General features: G+C 73.8%; 15 protein-coding genes and 1 tRNA gene. 5 read left to right on the top strand and 11 right to left on the bottom strand.

What is annotated here, in order from left to right:
- Window positions 1-10: 10 nt before the first annotated feature.
- Together FRAEUI1C_RS03310 and FRAEUI1C_RS35880 are read left to right on the top strand one after the other, a co-directional pair.
- A complete protein-coding gene (locus FRAEUI1C_RS03310) occupies window positions 11-2,005 on the top strand; it encodes a vWA domain-containing protein (protein WP_013421865.1) in 1,995 nt (664 codons plus the stop codon).
- 152 nt (window positions 2,006-2,157) lie between these two features.
- Entirely contained in the window at window positions 2,158-3,477 is a 1,320-nt protein-coding gene (locus tag FRAEUI1C_RS35880) for a trypsin-like serine peptidase (RefSeq protein ID WP_013421864.1), read from the top strand.
- A gap of 38 nt (window positions 3,478-3,515) precedes the next feature.
- Here the strand turns inward: FRAEUI1C_RS35880 and FRAEUI1C_RS03300 are convergent, their stop codons facing one another.
- The gene (locus FRAEUI1C_RS03300; protein ID WP_013421863.1) at window positions 3,516-3,980 is read right to left on the bottom strand and encodes a hypothetical protein; all 465 of its coding nucleotides are present in this window, start codon (window positions 3,978-3,980) and stop codon (window positions 3,516-3,518) included.
- Between the two features lie 159 nt (window positions 3,981-4,139).
- Here FRAEUI1C_RS03300 and FRAEUI1C_RS03295 point away from each other — a divergent pair, with 159 nt between their 5' ends.
- A complete protein-coding gene (locus FRAEUI1C_RS03295; protein ID WP_013421862.1) occupies window positions 4,140-5,801 on the top strand; it encodes an MBOAT family O-acyltransferase in 1,662 nt (553 codons plus the stop codon).
- A gap of 93 nt (window positions 5,802-5,894) precedes the next feature.
- Window positions 5,895-7,109 carry an SGNH/GDSL hydrolase family protein gene (locus FRAEUI1C_RS03290; RefSeq protein ID WP_013421861.1) on the top strand — a complete coding sequence of 405 codons (1,215 nt, stop codon included), beginning with the start codon at window positions 5,895-5,897 and terminating at the stop codon, window positions 7,107-7,109.
- A gap of 79 nt (window positions 7,110-7,188) precedes the next feature.
- Here the strand turns inward: FRAEUI1C_RS03290 and FRAEUI1C_RS03285 are convergent, their stop codons facing one another.
- Complete coding sequence (locus FRAEUI1C_RS03285) at window positions 7,189-7,698, bottom strand: hypothetical protein (RefSeq protein ID WP_013421860.1); 510 nt, start codon at window positions 7,696-7,698, stop codon at window positions 7,189-7,191.
- Between the two features lie 107 nt (window positions 7,699-7,805).
- Here FRAEUI1C_RS03285 and FRAEUI1C_RS03280 point away from each other — a divergent pair, with 107 nt between their 5' ends.
- Window positions 7,806-8,042: a DUF4287 domain-containing protein gene (locus FRAEUI1C_RS03280; protein ID WP_013421859.1), complete on the top strand. Its 237-nt coding sequence runs from the start codon at window positions 7,806-7,808 to the stop codon at window positions 8,040-8,042.
- Between the two features lie 85 nt (window positions 8,043-8,127).
- Here FRAEUI1C_RS03280 and FRAEUI1C_RS03275 read toward each other — a convergent pair whose 3' ends face one another.
- The 9 genes from FRAEUI1C_RS03275 to FRAEUI1C_RS03235 all read right to left on the bottom strand — a co-directional run bounded on the left by FRAEUI1C_RS03275 (window position 8,128) and on the right by FRAEUI1C_RS03235 (window position 18,959).
- Complete coding sequence (locus FRAEUI1C_RS03275) at window positions 8,128-8,934, bottom strand: Bax inhibitor-1/YccA family protein (protein ID WP_013421858.1); 807 nt, start codon at window positions 8,932-8,934, stop codon at window positions 8,128-8,130.
- A 774-nt stretch (window positions 8,935-9,708) separates the two neighbouring features.
- Window positions 9,709-9,783 (bottom strand) — tRNA-Leu (locus tag FRAEUI1C_RS03270).
- A gap of 400 nt (window positions 9,784-10,183) precedes the next feature.
- Window positions 10,184-11,515, bottom strand: a complete 1,332-nt coding sequence (locus FRAEUI1C_RS03265) for an NAD(P)/FAD-dependent oxidoreductase (protein ID WP_049806807.1) — start codon at window positions 11,513-11,515, stop codon at window positions 10,184-10,186.
- Window positions 11,516-11,911: 396 nt separating this feature from the next.
- The gene (locus FRAEUI1C_RS03260; RefSeq protein WP_013421856.1) at window positions 11,912-12,805 is read right to left on the bottom strand and encodes a uracil-DNA glycosylase; all 894 of its coding nucleotides are present in this window, start codon (window positions 12,803-12,805) and stop codon (window positions 11,912-11,914) included.
- A 33-nt stretch (window positions 12,806-12,838) separates the two neighbouring features.
- Window positions 12,839-13,795: a Ppx/GppA phosphatase family protein gene (locus FRAEUI1C_RS03255; protein ID WP_013421855.1), complete on the bottom strand. Its 957-nt coding sequence runs from the start codon at window positions 13,793-13,795 to the stop codon at window positions 12,839-12,841.
- Window positions 13,792-14,424, bottom strand: a complete 633-nt coding sequence (locus tag FRAEUI1C_RS03250; protein WP_013421854.1) for a DUF501 domain-containing protein — start codon at window positions 14,422-14,424, stop codon at window positions 13,792-13,794. Before FRAEUI1C_RS03250 ends, FRAEUI1C_RS03255 begins: the two co-directional genes overlap by 4 nt.
- 108 nt (window positions 14,425-14,532) lie before the next feature.
- Window positions 14,533-14,910: an FtsB family cell division protein gene (locus tag FRAEUI1C_RS03245; RefSeq protein WP_013421853.1), complete on the bottom strand. Its 378-nt coding sequence runs from the start codon at window positions 14,908-14,910 to the stop codon at window positions 14,533-14,535.
- 27 nt (window positions 14,911-14,937) lie between these two features.
- Entirely contained in the window at window positions 14,938-16,224 is a 1,287-nt protein-coding gene (gene eno, locus FRAEUI1C_RS03240) for a phosphopyruvate hydratase (RefSeq protein WP_013421852.1), read from the bottom strand.
- 251 nt (window positions 16,225-16,475) lie between these two features.
- Window positions 16,476-18,959 carry a S49 family peptidase gene (locus FRAEUI1C_RS03235; RefSeq protein WP_013421851.1) on the bottom strand — a complete coding sequence of 828 codons (2,484 nt, stop codon included), beginning with the start codon at window positions 18,957-18,959 and terminating at the stop codon, window positions 16,476-16,478.
- Between the last annotated feature and the right edge of the window lie 46 nt (window positions 18,960-19,005).

Raw genomic sequence — 19,005 nt, 5'->3', positions numbered from 1 at the left:
GGATGCAACGGTGAGCACCAGCTCCTTCCGGTATGGGCCATGGGCGGGCGGGCCGGACCCGTTGGAGTCCCCGTTCGCGGCGACCGACGCCCTCGACGAGATGTCCCGCCAGGTGCTGGACGGCCGCACCCCGCGTGAGGCGCTGGACTCGCTGCTGCGCCGCGGGATGAACGGCCGGCGTGGCCTCGACGACCTGCGCCGCGCCGTCGACCGGCGCCGCCGCGAGGTGCGTTCCCGGGGCCGGCTCGACGGCACCCTGCAGGAGGTGCGCCGGCTGCTGGACACGGCCATCGGCCAGGAACGGGCGGCGCTGTTCCCCGACCCGGCCGACGAGGCCCGGATGCGCGAGGCGGAGCTGGACGCGTTGCCCAACGACGCGTCGCGGGCGGTGCGCGAGCTGGCCGACTACGACTGGCGCTCGCCCCAGGCGAGGGAGACCTACGAGCAGATCGCCGACCTGCTGCGCCGCGAGGTGCTCGACTCCCAGTTCCGCGGCATGAAGCAGGCGCTCGAAGGCGCCACGCCCGAGGACATGGCCCGGGTGCGCGACATGGTCGGCGCGCTCAACGAACTGCTCGCCAAGGACGCCCGGGGCGAGGACACCGACCAGGCGTTCAACGAGTTCATGGAGCAGTTCGGGGAGTTCTTCCCCGAGGGGCCGGAAAGCCTCGACGAGCTGATCGACACCCTGGCCCGGCGCTCGGCCGCCGCCGCCCGCCTGCTCGCCGGGCTCTCCCCCAAGCAGCGCCAGGAGCTGGCCGAGCTGATGGCGGCCGCCGTCGAGAGCCTGGGCCTGGGCGACGAGCTGGCCCAGCTCGGGGAGGCGCTGCGGTCCGCCCGGCCGAACCTGAACTGGGGGGCGCGCCCGTCCGGCCGGCCGAACGGCTTCGGTGACGGGAGGGGCGGCGAGGGCGGCCTCGGCCTGGGCGACGCGACGTCGGCGCTGGAGGAGCTCGCCGAGCTGGACGAGCTGGCCGCCACGCTGAGCCAGGACTATCCGGGTGCCTCGCTGGACGACGTCGACCCGGACGCGATCACGGCGGCGCTCGGCCGCTCGGCCGTCGACGACCTGCGCCAGCTCCAGCAGATCGAGCGCGAGCTGGAGCGGGCCGGGTTCCTGACCCGGCAGTCGGGGCGGCTGGAGCTGACACCGAGGGCCGTGCGCCGGATCGGCCAGACCGCGCTGGCGCGGATCTTCCGGCAGCTCCATTCCGGCGCCCGTGGGGATCATGCCCAGACCGACGCAGGCGGCGCTGGCGAGCTGATCGGGACGACCCGCGCCTGGGAGTTCGGTGACACCCAGCCGCTGGACGTCGTGCGAACCGTGCGCAACGCGGTGCTGCGGGCCGGGCCGCCCGGGCCGGGTATGTCGATCAAGCTGAAGGTCGAGGACTTCGCCGTCTCCGAGACGGAGCGGCGAACGTCGGCCGCGGTCTGCCTGCTCGTCGACCTGTCCTACTCGATGGCGCTGCGCGGGACGTGGGGGATCGCGAAGTCGACCGCGCTGGCCCTGCACACGCTGGTGACGACAAAGTTCCCGCAGGACAAGATCCACCTGATCGGCTTCTCAGACTACGCCCGCGAGCTGCGGCCGGTGGAGCTGGCCGGGCTGGACTCGGAGATGGTGCAGGGCACGAACCTGCAGCACGCGCTGCTGATCGCCGGGCGGCTGCTGTCCAAGTACCCGGAGTCCGAGCCAGTGATCATGGTCGTCACCGACGGCGAGCCGACCGCCCATCTGCTGCGCGACGGGTCGGCGGCCTTCTCCTGGCCGCCGATGCCCGAGACCCTGGAACTCACCCTCGCCGAGGTCGACCGGCTGACCCGGCGCGGCGTCGGGATCAACGTCTTCATGCTTGACACCGAGCCGCGGCTGGTGCGGTTCGTCGAGGAGATGGCCCGGCGCAACGGCGGGCGGGTGCTGTCTCCCGACCCGAACGCCCTCGGCCAGTACGTGGTCCACGACTACCTGCGGGCCCGCGGCGGCCGGCGGGTCAACCGTTAGAGCCGCGCCCCTCGTCACCCGACGGGGGTGAGGCCCTGCGGTGTCGGAACTTCTGGCCGCGGAGGCTTCGGGCGGTTGCCCCCTCGTGGCCCGGGCTGGCCCGGCCCGGGAAACCCGCGGGCCGCCGCGGGCCGCTGCTACCTTCCGCTTTCATGTCCTCACAGATCGGGGTGGGATCTTCGCGGGCCGGGGACGGGCTAGGCGCCGTAGGCGCGCCCGGGAACCCACGACCGGGTCCCCATCGGCACCGCGGGCCGCGCCGCCGGCCCAGCCGCGATTCCAGCCAGCCCAGCCGTCCGACCCGCCGCGCGGGCGACGGGCCCAGCCATCGGCGGCCCAGTGATCGGCGCCCCAGTGATCGGCGGCGTGGCCGCGGGCGGCCCGGTCCGCGGCGGCCGACCCAGCAGCGCCCAGGCCGGGGCGACCGGCGGCGTCGGCTGACGCTGCTCGGGACGCTCGCCGCGGCGGTCGCGGCGCTGTTCAGCCTGCTGGCCACGCCGAGCGCCACGCCCACGCTGGCCCCGGGAGCCCCGGCCGAGACGACCCAGCCGCCGACCGGCGGGGCGATCGACTCCCGTCGCCAGTCCCAGAGCGACGAGGAGCTGGCCCGGTACTGGACGCCGGCGCGCCTCGTCAACGCGATCGACGCCAACGTGCTGACCCGCACCACCGGTGGGGAGTCGGTCGGAACCGGGATGCCGGCCGGCACGGCGCCAGGAGTGGGTCTCACGGCAGGAGCGCCCCTGGCCGCGCTGGAGCGTGAGCCGCTGGCGGACGACGTGGTGACGCCGTACGCCGGCGGCGGCGCGGCGGTCCGGCTCGACGGCGCCCTGTTCACCACGATCAACGGCAGCGACTACGCCTGCTCCGGCTCGGTGGTGGACAGCCCGGGCCATGACCTGGTGATGACCGCCGGCCACTGCCTGCACTCCGGCGGCCTGTCCGGCTCGTTCGCGACCAACGTCATCTTCATCCCCGGCTACTCGAACGGTTCCGCGCCCTACGGCGTCTGGCACGCCAGCCAGCTGACCGTCACCGCCGGCTGGGGCTACCAGCGCTCCTTCGACGAGGACGCCGGCTTCGCCACGTTCCGCCCGGTCGGCGGCCGCAACCTGCAGGACGTGGTCGGCGGCGCGTTCCCGATCGCCTTCACCAACGGGACGACGGCCGGCTCGCTCGCCGGACCGCAGACGGTGCTCGGCTACCCGAAGCTGCCGCCGTTCGACGGCGCGACCCTGATGACCTGCACGGGCACGACCACGCCGGACCCGCGCGGCGGCCACTCGCTCGGCCTGCCGTGCCCGATGACCGCGGGCGCCAGCGGCGGCGCCTGGCTGTCCGGGTTCCACAACGGCACCGGCACCCTCGACGCGGTGGTCAGCTACGCCTACTCGTCCGACCCCAACACGATCTACGGCACCTCGTTCGGCCCGTCGATCCGCCAGCTCTACCAGCACGCCATCCAGCTGTGAGGACGGTGACGCGAGCCGCGCGCCCGACCAGCGCCCGGTTACATGCCCGGTTTGATGACCATCAGGAAGACGATCCCGATCCAGCAAGCCGTGCTGACCACGCCCGCGAGGGCGAGCCAGGGCAGGCGGTGCCGCGCGGTCATGCCGGTCTGCTCGATCTCCGCGACGGCGGTCGCGACGCCACCGGCCAGGATCGTCACGGTGATGAGCGTCGCGATCGCCCAGAGCGCGATCGAGCTGGTGATCCAGCCGTCGGAATAGCCTCGGACGCTGCCGAACGGCCCCCGGTGCACCAGCGCGGCCCCCAGGCCGACGACGCCGAGCGACGCCGCCCCGGCGATTCGCAGCAGCAGGGGCGCGGGCTTCAGCACCGGTAGCGCGCGCAGCCCGACGAAGGCCAGCGCGGGCAGGAACAGCCCGCCGAACACCAGCGGGCCGATCACCAGCATCGCGGCCAGAACGTGCAACGCGAGTATCAGTCCGTACGCCCCACTGTGCGGCATGGGACGACGCTACCGACCACGCTCGGGAGGACGAACACCGGAGGGCACCAACGCCCGGACCCATCGGCACCGCACCCGCCTCCCGGGGCGCCATACGCATCCATGACGTCACTTTGAGTAAGGTGTGCTCAATACAGACAGTGACGAGGGTGGTGGCACGTGATCTTTCCGACGATCGACTTCGCCGCCTTCTTCCTGGTCGTGCTCGCCGCGTCCTGGCTGCTCATGCCGCGGCCGGGGTACTGGAAGCCGTTCATGCTCGCGGCGAGCTACTTCTTCTACGGCTACACGGACATCCGCTTCGTCCTGCTGCTGGCCAGCTCGACACTGATCAACCAGGCGGCGGCCGTCGCGCTCGCCCGCCGCCGCTCCGGCCGGTCCGGCGTGCTCGCCGCGGCGATCGTGGCCGACCTGGGCCTGCTCGGTTGGTTCAAGTACTACGGGTTCTTCGCGCTGTCCGTGGACCGCACGCTCGGTGACCTCGGGATCGCGGCCCCGCTGCCGCTGCTGCAGGTCGCGCTGCCGATCGGGATCTCGTTCTTCACCTTCCAGGCGTTGTCGTACGTCATAGACGTCTATCGCGGTGACACCCAGCCGGCCAGGCTGATCGACTTCGCGGTCTACGAGGCGTTCTTCCCGCATCTGGTCGCCGGGCCGATCGTGCGGGCCCGGGAGTTCATCCCGCAGCTGGCCAGTCCCCGCGACCGCCGCGCCGTCCCGGCGACCCGGGCCGTCTTCCTGATCTGCGGCGGCCTGGTCAAGAAGGTGGTCCTCGCGGACCTGCTGGCCCGCCGGCTCGTCGACCCCGTCTTCGACACCCCGGGGCAGCACTCGTCGGTCGAGGTGCTGGTCGCGATCTACGGCTATGCGGTGCAGATCTACTGCGACTTCTCCGCCTACTCGGACATCGCGATCGGGATCGCGCTCCTGCTCGGCTTCCGGTTCCCGGACAACTTCGACCGGCCGTACGCGGCGACCAGCCTGCAGGACTTCTGGCGGCGCTGGCATGTGACGCTGTCGCGCTGGCTGCGCGACTACGTCTACATCCCGCTCGGCGGCAGTCGGCGCGGGCCGCGGCGGACCCAGCTCAACCTGCTGGTCACGATGGTGCTCGGCGGCCTGTGGCACGGCGCCGCCTGGACGTTCGTCTGCTGGGGCGCCCTGCACGGCGCCGGCCTGGCCGCCGAACGCTCGCTCGACCGGCGCCGAGCCAGGCGGGCCGGGTCGGCACCGGCTCCCGAGCCACCTGTCGCCGTCGCGCACGCCGTCGCCATCCCGCTGCCCCGCACGGCACAACTCAGCCCACTGCCGGCCCCGGCCGGCCCGCGGGGCCTGGCCGGCTCCCCGGGGCCAGCGGCGGCGACCGAGGGGCTCGAACCGCTGTACTCCCCCGGCGGGACGGCGGCCGGGCTCGTCGGCGGCGCAGGCGGGTCCGGTCCCGCGTCCGAAGTGCCGACCCGGCGGACGAGCGGGGCTCGGCGAGGCGCAGGGCGGTGGGCCCGGCGACTGCTCACCTTTCATCTGGTCTGCGCGGCCTGGGTGCTGTTCCGGTCCCCCGACCTGGCGACCGCGGGCGAGATCCTGCGCCGGCTCGGGACCGGCGGGGTCGCGACCGGCCTGGTGACGCCAACGGTCATCGTCGCCATCGCGGTCGGCCTCGGGCTCGCGGCCGTGCCCGGCCGGTGGTGGGCGGCGGCGCAGGGGGCCTTCGACCGGCTGCCGTTGCCGGCCCAGGTTGCCGCGGTCGTCGCGTTCCTGCTGGTCATGTATGCGGCGGTCGGGCACCAGGACGTCGCGCCGTTCATCTATTTCCGGTTCTAGGTCGAGTTCCGGTTCCAGATCTAGCACGATGAACAGTAACTATCCGTGTCGCTAATGCACACGATACGTAGTCGCATGGCAGGCTCGTGAGCCGTGGACACCCAGGCGGACGAGGTCCCCGCGGTCAGGGCAGCCGATGCCCTGGCCCTCCGGGCCGACGACGCGGCACCCCACCCGGACCAGCCGCCGGCCGCGCCGGGACCGCCTGGCCAGCCGGGCGCGGCCGGACCGGCGTCCACCGCGACGGCGGCACCGGCCGGGAACGCGTCGATGGCGGTGGTGCCGGCGCGGCGGGCGTTCGTGCTGGTCGCCGGGACGCTCGTGGCGGTGGCGCTACTGCGCGCGCCGGCGGCGGTGCACACCGGCGAGGGCATGAACCAGGGCCGGGCCCGTGACGTCGTCCTGGCGCTGGCCCGCCCACTGGACCGCTTCACCCGGGCGGTGGGGCTCGACTGGCCCGACGAGCGGCTGAGCGCGCTGTTCGGGCATCCCATCCCGGGAACGGGCGCCGATCCGGCGGCCTCCGAGCTGGCGACCGCGGCGAGCCTCGTGCCGCCCGCCGCCGGCCCCGGCACGTCTCCGGGTGCGGCCGCGACCGGCGCGGGGCCGACCGCGGCCCCGCCCGCGCTCACGGCGCCACGGGTGCCGACGGTCGCCGACCCACTGCGCGTGCTGGTCACCGGCGACTCGCTGACCGAGTCGCTTGGTCCCACGATCGCCAACACGGCGCCGGCGACGGTACGCGCGCAGACGGACACCCGTTACGGCACCGGACTGGTGCGCCCGGACTTCTTCGACTGGGCCAGCCACGCCCGCGAGCAGGTCGCGACCCGCGACCCGGAGGTCGTCGTCGTCGCGCTCGGTGCCAACGACGCCCAGGGCATCACGATGCCGAACGGCCAGGTCCTGCCGGCCGGTTCGCCTGGCTGGGTCGACGAGTACCGCCGCCGGGCCCTCGTGGTGCTCCGGATCTGGGCCGACGGCGGGCACCGCCGGGTGTACTGGGTGAGCCTGCCCCCGGCCCGGTCCGGCCGGATGGACGGCTACTTCCAGCAGCTCAACGGCGCGGTCGCGGACGCGGTCCACCAGGTTCCCGGGACCGCGTTCCTCGACCTGGGCGCCCAGCTGTCCGACCACGGGCACTACAGCGACTACCTGCGGGATGCCGCCGGCCAGTCCGTCCTGGCCAGAACCCGCGACGGGGTGCACTACACGCTGGACGGGTCCAGGATCGTCGCCGCTCCGGTGCTAGCGAGGCTCGCCTCGGACTTCCGCCTCACCCCGCCGCCATCGGGGAATCCCAGGTAGCGCCCGTCGTCCCGCCCGACCCCGGGTAGCGCGGGTGGCGGGGCCGGGCAACGGGTATCCACCTGCCGATGAGACTCGGTCAGCGCGGCGGGGTGGTCGCGAAGCCGAAGCCGGGGCCTTCCAGGTCGAGCCGGGCAGCGGTGACCACCTCGCGGGCCTCGGCCAGCAGTGCCGCTTGCCGAGCCGGGGCGAGTTCGACGCGTCCCAGCAGGTCGAGAAGCTCCTCAGCGAGGAGGGTGATCTGGTCGGGGAGGCCATGTGGCGCCAGCGCCGGTGGTCGCAGGCCGGCGGGCGCTCCCGATCCGGCGTCCCGGCCGAGCCGGGCGAGATCCTGGGCCAGGGCAGCGGTCCGCTGGGCGCGGGTGCCGCCCGCCGCGGCCGCGACGTCCCAGGCGGCCGGGCTCCAGCTTCGCAGCCGGTTGAGCAGCCGGTTGACCTCTCGGGTGAGGCCGGAGCCGGGTTTGCTCGTCAGGCCGGAGCCGGGTTTGCTCGTCGGGTCGGAGCCGGGTTTGCTCGTCATGTCGGAGCCGGGTTTGCTCGTCAGATTGGAGCCGGGTGTGCTCAGGGGTGCGGGCACCGATTCCGACATCCGGGCAGGTTACCTGACGGGGACGGCGCCGGGGCTTGCCCTACCGTTCGTCGTGATGCACCCTCCCTTCATGGTCCGTTGACGCCGGGTTCAGCCAGGAGGCGCGCATGTCTCAGTTCCGCTCCGTACAGACCCAGCAGACCCACGAAAGTCTCATCGACCGCCTTCCGAAGGTCACCGGCCATGATCTGGCCCACTGGCTCCAGCGCGTCGAGGAAGGTCCAGGCCTGTTGCGGTTCGCGGAACGCGTGAACTGGCTGCGCGACGAGCACAACCTTCCGCACAACTACGCCGCGGCCCTCGTCCACGAGGCAGACCTCCGCCGCAGGGCGATCAAGGTCTGAGGCCTCCGCACGCGAGAACGGCCAGCGGGGAGCCCGGTATTCGCTACCGGGCTCCCCGCTGGCCGACCGGCCGGCGCCCTGGCGCCTAGCGGCGCAGTTTCGACAGCAGCCGCAGCATCTCCAGGTAGACCCAGATGAAGCCGATCAGCAGGCCGTAGGCGCACACCCAGGCGTCCGACCGGGGCGCCCGCGCGGCGATCATCCGCTCGATGGCGTCGAAGTCGAGGATGAACTGCAGGCTCGCGATCACCAGGACGACGACGCTGAACAGGATGCCCAGCGGGGTGGCGTCGTTGATGACGGGCAGGTGGCTGCCGGTGGTGAGGCGCAGCACCACGTCGATGATGCTGATGATGACGACGGCCAGCAGGACGTTGCCGACGATCCGGGCCATCCGGGGCGTGGCGCGCAGGCGCCGGCTGCGGTAGGCCAGCAGCATCGTCACGAAGATCACCGCGGTGCCCAGAATGGCCTGCGGGATGATCCCGGCGTAGTCGTTCGCGTAGAGCCTCGACACGCCGCCGGCCATGAGGCCGGACAGGACTCCGAAGACGACCACCAGCGCGGGGTTGATCCGGCCGGTGAACCGGATCACGAGGCTCAGGACGAACGCGGCGATGCCCGCGCCGAAGACCAGGCCGGGCGCGCTGTCCACGAGGTACCAGCCGACGGCGCCGCCCACGCCCGCGATGGCGAACAGGCCGAGGGTGTGCATGACGACGTCATCGATGGTGAGCGAACTCGGCTGCCGGTAGGCCCGGGCCAGTTCCTCAGGCGTCGGCGTTCCGGGCGGCGTGCCCTGCGCGGACGGCGGCCAGGTGAGCTGGTCGGAGGCCGGCGGCCCGGACCGCAGGTGGGTGAACACCGGGTTGCTCGATCGGGTCCTCGCCATGTGGATCGTTGCTCCCCTTCGCGCTGGCCAGCCGGGTGGCGCTCTGCCGCCCGCGACGCGCCCGCAGCCGCCCCGCCCAGCACCCACTGGACACGATAATCGTCGGCGCGGATTCCACGAACCCCAACCGCCCCAAGCTGTCCCGCCGCGTCCCAGAAGGCCTCGCCCCGACGACGGCGGGACGGCGCCGAACAACTGCCGCTCCCCCCAGGACTCGCCTGCCCCATCCCTTGATCATGATCGCGAGTTTGGCCCTCAAACGGTTGCGACCAGGCCCGATTCACGACCACCGGAAGGCGAAAACGGCGATCATCGCGCCGGGACGACCGTTGTGGGCGGCGCAGCGGAGGGCGGCTCCGGGGACCGTCCGCACAGGGACGACCTTCCTGAACGCGGGCCCGCCGACTGGGGGGCCGGCCGAATGGCGGTCGCCACAGAACGGCACCAGATCGCCCAGGGCAGCCAGATCCTCACTCTACGCACGATTGAGGGCAGCCCGCAGGCCGCGGGGAACGCTGGTGAAACCGCGTCACCACGCATCCGGCAGCCAAAAGCGACGGGCGCCTTATAAAGGCCCGTGTTCGCAGAGTCAAGAAATGTAAAGAGACCCGGCAGGCGAAGGCGCCCGCCGACGAGTGGGCCCGCGAAGCGATGGCAATGTCAACTCAGGAGCCGAGCGACGCCCGGCAAGGCGCACGAACGAGCAAAGACGAAGGCGGTGCAAGAGATCGGGGGCGTGCCGCAAGGCTCACGAACCCGCGAACCCCGATCGCGTGCCGGTGGTCGGAGTCGAACCGACACTCGAGCTGTTTTTAGGACAGCCTCCTCTACCTGTTGGGATACACCGGCTCGCCTACATCGCTGGTATTTCTACCACGCTACGTACGTTCTGGGAATAACACAACGTGGAGAAATCACGCGGGCGTCGGACGGACAGCGCGCCCGTCACCCTTCGTGACGCACAGGTGAACAACGCGCGGACACATCAGCGCGGACCGTCATAGCTTGTTGCGTGATCATTACAGTCAGGCCTCCTCTCGCCGACGCGGTGGGCTAAGACCCGGGCGGACGGACGAACCATTGACCGGCCGTGTGGAGCCCCTTGGCGAAGCCATGGATGGGCGGCCAACGGTGCCCCGGCTCCGCCGGCCCAGCGCCTTTCTGGTCGACCGCTGCCGCGAAACCACCCGGCGGGCGGGCGGGCCCCAGGGTCGGTGTTCCCATGACGGCGCAGCCGCCTGCCCGCCACTCAGACCGGCCCGATCGGCCCCGCGGCGGCCCGGCCGACCGCCGTCGGGCGGGCGGCCGCGACGCGGGGTGCTGGCTCGCTGGCGGTCGCCCGGCGGAACTCGGCGCGCGGGTCGGCGAACGAGCCGAGCGAGACGGTCTCACGTTTGAAGAACAGCGCCAGCGTCCAGTCCGCCAGGACCCGGGCCTTGCGGTTGAAGGTCGGCAGTCTGCTGAGGTGATACGTGCGGTGCATGAACCAGGCTGGCCAGCCGCGCAGCTTGATGCCGTAGACGTCGGCGACGCCGCGGTGCAGGCCCAGCGAGGCGACGCTGCCCGCGTACCGGTGGCAGTACGGCTCGATCGGCCGGTCGCGCAGGTGGGCGACCAGGTTCTCGGCGAGCCGGCGAGCCTGGCGGACCGCGTGCTGCGCGGACGGGCTGGTGAACGAGCCCGCCGGCCCGGACAGGTCGGGGACGGCGGCACAGTCGCCTGCCGTCCAGGCGTCCTCGACGCCGTCGACCTGCAGGAAGGGGTTGGCCCGCAGCCGGCCCTTGTCGTCCAGCGGGAGATCAGTGCGGGCGAGCATCGGATGGGCCCGCACCCCGGCGGTCCAGACGACGGTGTCGGCGTCGAACGCGGCACCGTCGTCGAGCTCGACCCGGCCGTCCCGCAGGCTGGTGACCCGGGTGTTCAGCCTGACCTCGATGCCGCGGTGCTCCAGCTGTTTCACCGTGTAAAGGCCCATTGCCGGCGAGACCTCGGGCAGAATGCGGCCGGTCGCCTCGACGAGGACCCAGCGAAGGTCGTCCGGGCAGATGTTGGGGTAATAGGAGCAGGCGTAGCGCGCCATGTCCTCGAGTTCGGCGAGGGCCTCTATTCCCGCATATCCGCCGCCGATGAATACGAAGGTAAGGGCGCGAGAACGCTCGGCCGGATCCCGGGTGGACGCGGCCGCGTCCAGGTGGCCAATCACCTTGTTACGCAGATAAATGGCTTCGGCAACCGACTTGAATCCCACGCCGAGATCACTCAGGCCCGGGATCGGAAGTGTCCGGGCCACCGACCCGGGTGCCATCACGAGAATGTCGTAGCCGAGGTCGTACTCGTCGCCGCCGACGGTGCGCACGGTCGCCGTGCGCTCGGCGTGTGCGACCCGTGTCACCCGGCCGCTGACCACGTCGCACCCCCGGAGCACCTTGCGCAGCGGGACGACGACGTGGCGAGGCTCCAGGTTGCCGGCCGCCGCCTCCGGCAGGAACGGCTGGTAGGTCATGTACGAGTGGGGCTCCACCACGGTCAACGTCGCCTCACCGGGCCGCAGCCGCTGCCGCAGCCGGAGGGCCGTGTACATCCCGACGTAACCGCCACCGACGACGAGGATGCGCGGAGCCGATCTTGCTCCGGGGTCAGGAGCCGGTCTTGCTCGGATGTCAGGAGCCCGGCCATTTGCCATGGGAAGGCGGTACCCGTGGCCACACGCTGGTACGCCCGACATCCCCGGCGGGCACGCGGCGATGCGCCGCGAGGCGGACCACACCGGAGTGACGTGGGCCACGAATACGCATTTACCCCGATCCACCCACCGCGCGGGTCAAGGCCAGCCAGACTAGTGACCGGTGATTTGGCCCACGATCGCCCGGGACCCTAGGCCCGGCTGCGATATGACCTTGGGGTATTTCGTCGGTCCGGCGGACGCCTTCCGGAACCTTTTGCGCCGTCCGACCGTCACGCGCCGGTGAGCACGCGCTTACGACCCTTCCGTCGGGTCGAGCGCTGATGACCGGGATTGCACGGTTCGGGCCGAAGCATCCTGATCCCCGCCGGAGGCCGCGTGCCGCGCCGCGGCGCCGAGGACGTCCTCGAGCATCGCCGCCGTGACCCGGCCGGTGAACGTGTTCTGCTGGCTCGGGTGGTAGCAGCCGAGCAGCAGCGGGCCGGCCGGCGCGCCGGCGAGCGCCGGTAGCTCCACGCGGGCGCCATGACCGAAGGCCGGGCGCCGGGGCGGGAGCCCGAAGCCCGCGTCGGCGAGCGCCGGCCACAGCGCCTGCCAGGCGAACCCGCCCAGCACCACGATCGCCCGCAGCCGAGGACGCAGCAGTTCCAGCTCGCGGACCAGCCAGGGCCGGCAGACGTCCCGCTCGGCCGGGGTCGGCTTGTTCGCCGGTGGCGCGCAACGCACCGCGGCCGTGATCCGGGCGTCGAGCAGCCGCTGGCCGTCACCGGCGGCCGTCGAGGTCGGCGACGCGGCCAGACCGACCCGGTACAGCGCCGCGAACAGCCAGTCGCCACTGCGGTCGCCGGTGAAGATCCGGCCGGTCCGGTTGCCGCCGTGCGCGGCCGGCGCGAGGCCGACCACCAGCACCCGCGCGTCCGGCGGACCGAACGACGGCATCGGCCGGCCCCAGTACCGCTCCCCCGCGTAGGCGGCCCGCCGGACCCGGGCCACCTCCTCGCGCCAGTCGACGAGCCGCGGGCAGGCCCGGCAGACCGAGGCGCACGCGTCGAGCTCGTCCGCGCCGCCGGCCGCTCCCGCCAGCGCGACGACGTCACCGGCGGTCAGCGCGACCGGCGTCGTCGCGGTCGCCGGGTCCCCCGGCCAGCCCGTCCCCGCCGCGACCGGGCCCCGCTCGTCGTCAGGCATCCCGATCGCGCGCGGAGGCGGGGGCGCGCCCGGTCATCGAGCCAGGGAGAACGCGATGCCGTCGAGAATGTCGCGCTCGCTGGCGATCACCGCGGGAAGGCCGACACGCTCGACCAGGGTGCGCAGGACCAGGGCACCCGCGGCGATGACGTCGACCCGCCCGGGGTGCATCACCGGCAGCGCGGCCCGCTCGGCGTGCGTCATCGCGAGCAGCTTCTCGGTGACCTCCGCGACCGCGTCGGCCGGGGTGCTGAGCAGGTGGATGCGCTCGGAGTCGTACTCGGGCAGCCCGGCGGCGAGAGCCGCGACGGTGGTGACGGTGCCGGCGACGCCGACCAGGGTGGCCGCCCGCCGCAGCGGGACCACCTCCTCGGCGAGATCCAGGGCGGCCTGCACGTCGGCGACGATGGCCGCGGCCTCGGCCGGATCCGGGGGGTCCGCGCGCAGGTGCCGCTCGGCCATCCGGACGCACCCGATGTTGACCGAGCGGGCCGCCAGGACGCCGGTCGCGTCGCCGAGCACCAGCTCGGTGGACCCGCCACCGATGTCGGCGACCAGGATCGGCGTCGCCGCGTCGGGCAGCTCGGCGGCGGCGCCCGCGTAGGACAGGGCCGCCTCCTCGTCCCCGGTGATCACCTCGGGGTCGACGCCGAGGATCGCGCGGACGCCGTCGACCAGCTCGGCGCGGTTGCTGGCGTCCCGGGTGGCGCTGGTGGCGACCATCCGGACCCTGGTGGCGCCGAGCCGCTCGATCTCGGCGGCGTAGTCGCGCAGTGCGGTGAAGGTGCGGTCCAGCGCCTCGGGGGCGAGCGCTCCGGTCCGGTCCACGCCGGCACCGAGCCGGACGATCTCCATCCGGCGGGTCAGCTCGACGAGCTTCGGGCCGCCGGCGCCGTTGCCGGCCGCGCCGGCGGACGGGCCCGGCGCGATGTCGGCGACCAGCAGCCGGATCGAGTTGGTGCCGCAGTCGATGGCGGCCACGCGGCTCATGCGCGTGCTCCTCTCGGGTCGCGGGGCAGGTCGCCGGGAGGCTCGTCGGGGACGCAGCGGCCGCGGGCGGCCCAGTCGCCGGCCGCGGCGATGGCCTCGTCGCCGAACGGGTTGACGCCCGGCCCGGAGGCGAGGCTGTGCGCGACCAGCACGTGCAGGCACTTGACCCGGTCCGGCATCCCGCCCGCGCCCGGGTCGCCGGGCAGCGGGCCGCCGAGGGAGTCCCGCCGGGCGAGGTAGTCCTCGTGGGCGGACCGGTAGGCGGCGGCGAGCTCCGGCTCGGTGCCGAGCCGGGCGGTCATCTCCCGCATCAGGCCCGAGCTCTCCAGCCGGGCCACGGCGGAGCTCGCTCGCGGGCAGGTGAGGTAGTACAGCGTCGGGAACGGCGTGCCGTCCTCGAGCCGGGGCGCCGTCTCGACGACGTCCGGCAGCCCGCACGCGCAGCGGTGCGCGACCCGCAGCACCGCCCGCGGCCGGCGGCCGAGCTGGCGTTCGACGACGGCGAGGTCCGCGGCCCGGTCCTCGTCCGCCGACGTGAGGCCGTCCGCCGGCGGACCGTCAGGCGCCCGACCGTCAGGCGCCGGGCCTTCGGGAGCCGCCGTCTCCGCCGCGGCATCGCCGCCCGCCACCCGCACCGCCCCCAGCCGAGAAATCCAGACCGACGGCCGAGTCTATCGACCTGCCCGCGTGCCCCGGTCCGCGACGAGGCGGGCCGACCGCCCCCGCCGACCGTCGAGCTACGGGACCGTCTGCGACCAGAGCTGGCTGTACCAGGCCTCGTCCGGGCGGGACCGGCCACGCCCGTTGCCCGCCGCCGGGCTCGGCGACGGCGCGACGGGCATGACGTAGGTCTTCTCCCCGGGCAGGACGTAGTGCAGCCGGCGCCGCGCCTCGTCCTGGACCCAGGCGTCGTCGCCGTACTTGCCGACCTCGGCCTTCAGCGCGTCGACGCGTGCCTGCGCCGCCGCGTTCTGCTTGGCCAGCGCGGCGTTCTCCGCCTGTTGCTGGAGGTAGAGGCGCAGCGGGTAGGCGAGCGTCAGCACGAGCACGCAGATCACCACCGCGAGCAGGGTGGCTCGGGTCGTGAGCGTGGTCCGCCGGGGCAGGCGCGGCATGGCGAGATCAGCCCGGGCCGGCGGGCCTCAGCCGGCCGCCCGCCGCGGGAAGGCGCTCGCCCCGGCGTAGCGCGCGGCCGCGTCGAGTTCCTCCTCGATCCGCAGCAGCTGGTTGTACTTCGCGACCCGCTCGCTGCGGGCCGGGGCGCCGGTCTTGATCTGCCCACAGTCGACGGCCACCGCGAGGTCGGCGATCGTCGTGTCCTCGGTCTCGCCGGACCGGTGCGACATCATCGCCTTGTAGCCGGACCGGTGCGCCAGCGTGACGGCGTCCAGCGTCTCGGTCAGCGTGCCGATCTGGTTGACCTTCACGAGCAGCGCGTTGGCGGCACCGGCCGCGATGCCCCGGGCGAGGCGCTCCGGGTTGGTGACGAACAGGTCGTCGCCGACGATCTGGACCTTCGAGCCAAGTCGCGTGGTGATCTCCACCCAGCCGTCCCAGTCGTCCTCGGCCAGCGGGTCCTCGATCGAGACGATCGGGTACGAGGCCACCAGGTCGGCGTAGTAGTCGATCAGCTCGGCGGCGCTCTTGCTCGCGCCTTCGAAGGTGTAGGAGCCGTCGGCGAAGAACTCGGTCGACGCGACGTCCAGGGCGAGCGCGATGTCGTCGCCGAGCGTGAACCCGGCCTTCTGGATCGCCTCGGCGATCAGGTCGAGCGCCTCCCGGTTCGCCGGCAGGCTCGGGGCGAAGCCGCCCTCGTCGCCGACGCCGGTGGCGAGGCCCCGGCCCTTCAGCACGCTCTTGAGCGAGTGGTAGACCTCGGCGCCCCAGCGCACCGACTCGGCGAAGGTGCTCGCGCCGATCGGAGCGATCATGAACTCCTGGATGTCGACGTTGGAGTCCGCGTGCGCGCCGCCGTTGAGGATGTTCATCATCGGCACCGGCAGCAGGTGCGCGCTCGGGCCGCCGAGGTAGCGGAACAGCGGCAGGCCGCTGGAGGCGGCCGCGGCCTTCGCGACGGCGAGGCTGACGCCGAGGATGGCGTTCGCGCCGAGGCCCGACTTGTCCGGGGTGCCGTCCAGATCGATCATCGTGGCGTCGATGAGGCGCTGCTCGGTGGCGTCGAGCGCCAGGTCGATCAGCGCGGGACCGATCCGGTCGATGACGGCCTCGACGGCCTTGGTGACGCCCTTGCCGCCGTAGCGGTCGTCGCCGTCGCGGAGCTCCACGGCCTCGAACGCACCGGTGCTCGCGCCGCTGGGGACCGCAGCGCGGCCCTCGGTACCGTCGTCGAGCATGACCTCGACCTCGACGGTCGGGTTGCCACGCGAGTCGAGGATCTCGCGGGCCGCTACAGCCTCGATGGACGGCACGGTTCCCTCCAGGTGGACGTGGCGGTCGAGCGACGCTCGACGTCGGGGGTCGCCCCCGGGTCGGCAGGCGGCCCGCCGGAAGCCGACGCGGGTCGGCGGCCGGGGTGGGCCAGCTCGGACGGGACAAGCTACGAGGTCCGGACGAATCCGGCCGGGGGGAGACTATCGCCGTCCCGGCGCGCACGGGACCAGCACACGCCGAAACACCGCCGACGCCACAGCGGAAGCCGGCCTGGGCGGGCCCTGTCGGGCTAGCCGACCGGGCCGATCGGCGGCATCAGGAGCGGTCCGGCGGCGGGCAGTCCGGCGCGGGCCGCGAGCCCCGCGAGCGGGCCCCAGCCTCCGGCGTGCCCGCCGGACAGGACGCCTGCCCAGCCGCCGGCCAGCGCCTCCAGCGCGCCGGCCAGCGCCGCGTCCATCCCGCCGGCCACGAGCGAGCCGCCCGCGGACCGTCCCGCCCGCCCCAGCGCCGCGCCGACCAGGTCGCCGACCAGGCTCGCACCGGATCCGTCCCCGAAGGCGGCGGCGGTGTCCTCGCTCGACCGCGCCGGCCGGACGTGGTCGACCAGGGAGCGGTGCGGCAGGAGCCGTATCCGTGACGGCCGGGTGCCCGGCAGCCCGGCGGCGGTCCAGGCCAGCCGCAGCGAGCGTTCCAGGCCGCCGAGCTCGTCGACCAGCCCGTGCCGGTGGGCGTCGGCCCCGGTCCAGACCCGGCCCCGGGCCAGCTCGTCCGCCCGTTCCAGCGGCATCGCGCGGGAGGTCGCGACCTTGCCGACGAAGTCGGCGTAGACCCGGTCGAGGAACTCGTCCAGCTTGGCCCGCTCGCCGGGGCTGAACGGCCGGCGGGCCGACATCATCAGCGCGTGCTCGCCCTGGGCGACCTCCCCGATCGCCACCCCGAGCTTGTCCAGCAGCCCGCTGATCACCTGCTTGCCGCCGTAGACGCCGATGGAGCCGGTCAGCGTCGAGGGGTTGGCGACGATCGTGTCCGCCGCGAGCGCGACGAAGTAGCCACCCGAGGCTGCGACCGCGCCCATCGAGACGATGACCGGCCTGCCGGTCGCCCGGAACCGCTCCACCTCCCGGCGCACCAGGTCGGACGCGACGTAGGAGCCGCCGGGGCTGTCGACCCGGAAGACCGCGGCGGCGATGTCCGGGTCCTTGGCCGCCGCCCGGAAGGCCGCGCACACCGCGTCGGCCGCCAGCACCGACCCACCGACGGGCGGCCCGGTACGGCGCAGTACCACCGGCCCGGTGCCGTGGATGAGCGCGACGGCGGCGGTGTCGGGGTCGCGGTCGGCCGGGACGGCGACGGCCTCGTCCAGGTCCCCGAGGCCGGTCGGAGCCGGGCCGGCCGCGGCGCGACGCGTCTCGCGCCGGTCCGGGCCCAGCAGCGACGCGACGGCGGCGCCGGACGAGCGGGCCGCCCGCCGCAGCGGGGACGCCTCCTTACGGGCGGCGGACCTGCGGTAGGCGCCCAGGTACAGGGGCACCGGCGCCGCCCGCCGATCCAGGGCGGCCTGGGCGGCCGCGGCGGCCGGGGGCGCGGTGGGGACTTCGGTGGCGGTGGGAACCGCGGCGCCCGCGGTCGGCTCGGCGGCGGCTGGAGCTGGCTCGGCGGCGGGTGCCTCCGCCTGGTCGGTACCCGCCGGGCCGGCGCTGGGGTCCGCCCCCGTGGACGGCTGGCCGGCGTCGGCTCCGGCGGAGGCCGCCGTCACGATGCCGAGATCGGCCGAACCGGCGGCCGGGGCGGCTGGCGCTGTCGGGGCTGTCGGGGCTGTCGGGGCGGCCGGGGCGGCCGGGGCGGCCGGGGCGGCCGGAACCGCCCGGATCGCGGCGGCAGGGCCGTCGCCCGCTGCCGGGTCCGCGGGCCCGGCGCCCGTTGGGGCCGGCTTGGGCTGCGCCATCTCGCCGAAATCACGCGCGCCGCCCGCGGCCGGGCCGGGGAGCTCCGGCAGGGCTCCGGTCGGGTCGCTGGCCGCGGCGCGGCGCCGGACGGCGGCGTAGACCTCGTCCCGGTAGCCAAGCCGGTCGACCAGGCCGGTCCGCAGCGCCACCTGGGCCGACAGCGGCCCGGCATCAACCAGCCGGCGCACCCGGTCGGCGGGCAGCCTTCGGCCGGCCACGATGCCCGCGATGATCTCGTCAGCGGACGACTCCACCACCCGGGTCGTCGCCTCCAGGTGCTCGGCGGTGAAGCCTCGCTCGACGAACGTGTTGACGGCGTTCTTGTACTCGTGCCGGGCGCCCAGTTCGGCCGCGACGCCGAGCCGGTCGAGGGCGTCGCGCAGGAACGGGGTGTGGCTGGCGACGCCGGTGAGCCCGAGGTCCCCGGGCGGGGCGAGCCAGATCTGGTCGAACGCGCAGGCCAGGTAGTAGGGAACGGTGCCGCCGCCGAACTCGCCGAACGTGTCCGCGTAGGCGATCGCGAACTTCCCGGCGGCCCGGAACTCACCGACCGCGTCGCGGATCTCCTGCACCCGGGCGATCGGCATCCCGCAGCTCGCGACGTGCGCGACCAGCACCCGGGTCCTGGGGTCGAGCGCGGCGCGGCGCAGGCCGTCGACGATCTCGCGCAGGGTCTGGCGCCGTCGGCCGAACCGCGCGGTGAGCGGGTCGTCGACGATCCCCTCGACCGGGTCGGTGGTCAGGTCCAGTTCGAGGATCAGCGGGGCGTTCCGCCGCGCGGCCAACGCACGGATCTCGGCCAGCGCGTGACGAGGCGTCGTCTCCATGGACCCGAGGCTATGACCACCCCGACTCGCCCAGCCGGGCACATCG

The organism is Pseudofrankia inefficax (genome assembly GCF_000166135.1).
Lineage (GTDB): Bacteria > Actinomycetota > Actinomycetes > Frankiales > Frankiaceae > Pseudofrankia > Pseudofrankia inefficax.
Note: the sequence above shows the minus strand (reverse complement) of the source record. Positions and strands in the feature narration are given on the sequence as shown.

Coding starts and splice junctions, on each gene's coding strand:
- FRAEUI1C_RS03275 (WP_013421858.1), bottom strand. CDS start 8,934: ATGGCGAGGACCCGATCGAGCAACCCGGTGTTCACCCACCTGCGGTCC.
- FRAEUI1C_RS03285 (WP_013421860.1), bottom strand. CDS start 7,698: ATGTCGGAATCGGTGCCCGCACCCCTGAGCACACCCGGCTCCAATCTG.
- FRAEUI1C_RS35880 (WP_013421864.1), top strand. CDS start 2,158: ATGTCCTCACAGATCGGGGTGGGATCTTCGCGGGCCGGGGACGGGCTA.
- FRAEUI1C_RS03255 (WP_013421855.1), bottom strand. CDS start 13,795: ATGAGCCGCGTGGCCGCCATCGACTGCGGCACCAACTCGATCCGGCTG.
- FRAEUI1C_RS03245 (WP_013421853.1), bottom strand. CDS start 14,910: ATGCCGCGCCTGCCCCGGCGGACCACGCTCACGACCCGAGCCACCCTG.
- FRAEUI1C_RS03300 (WP_013421863.1), bottom strand. CDS start 3,980: ATGCCGCACAGTGGGGCGTACGGACTGATACTCGCGTTGCACGTTCTG.
- FRAEUI1C_RS03265 (WP_049806807.1), bottom strand. CDS start 11,515: ATGTACACGGCCCTCCGGCTGCGGCAGCGGCTGCGGCCCGGTGAGGCG.
- FRAEUI1C_RS03235 (WP_013421851.1), bottom strand. CDS start 18,959: ATGGAGACGACGCCTCGTCACGCGCTGGCCGAGATCCGTGCGTTGGCC.
- FRAEUI1C_RS03260 (WP_013421856.1), bottom strand. CDS start 12,805: ATGCCTGACGACGAGCGGGGCCCGGTCGCGGCGGGGACGGGCTGGCCG.
- FRAEUI1C_RS03280 (WP_013421859.1), top strand. CDS start 7,806: ATGTCTCAGTTCCGCTCCGTACAGACCCAGCAGACCCACGAAAGTCTC.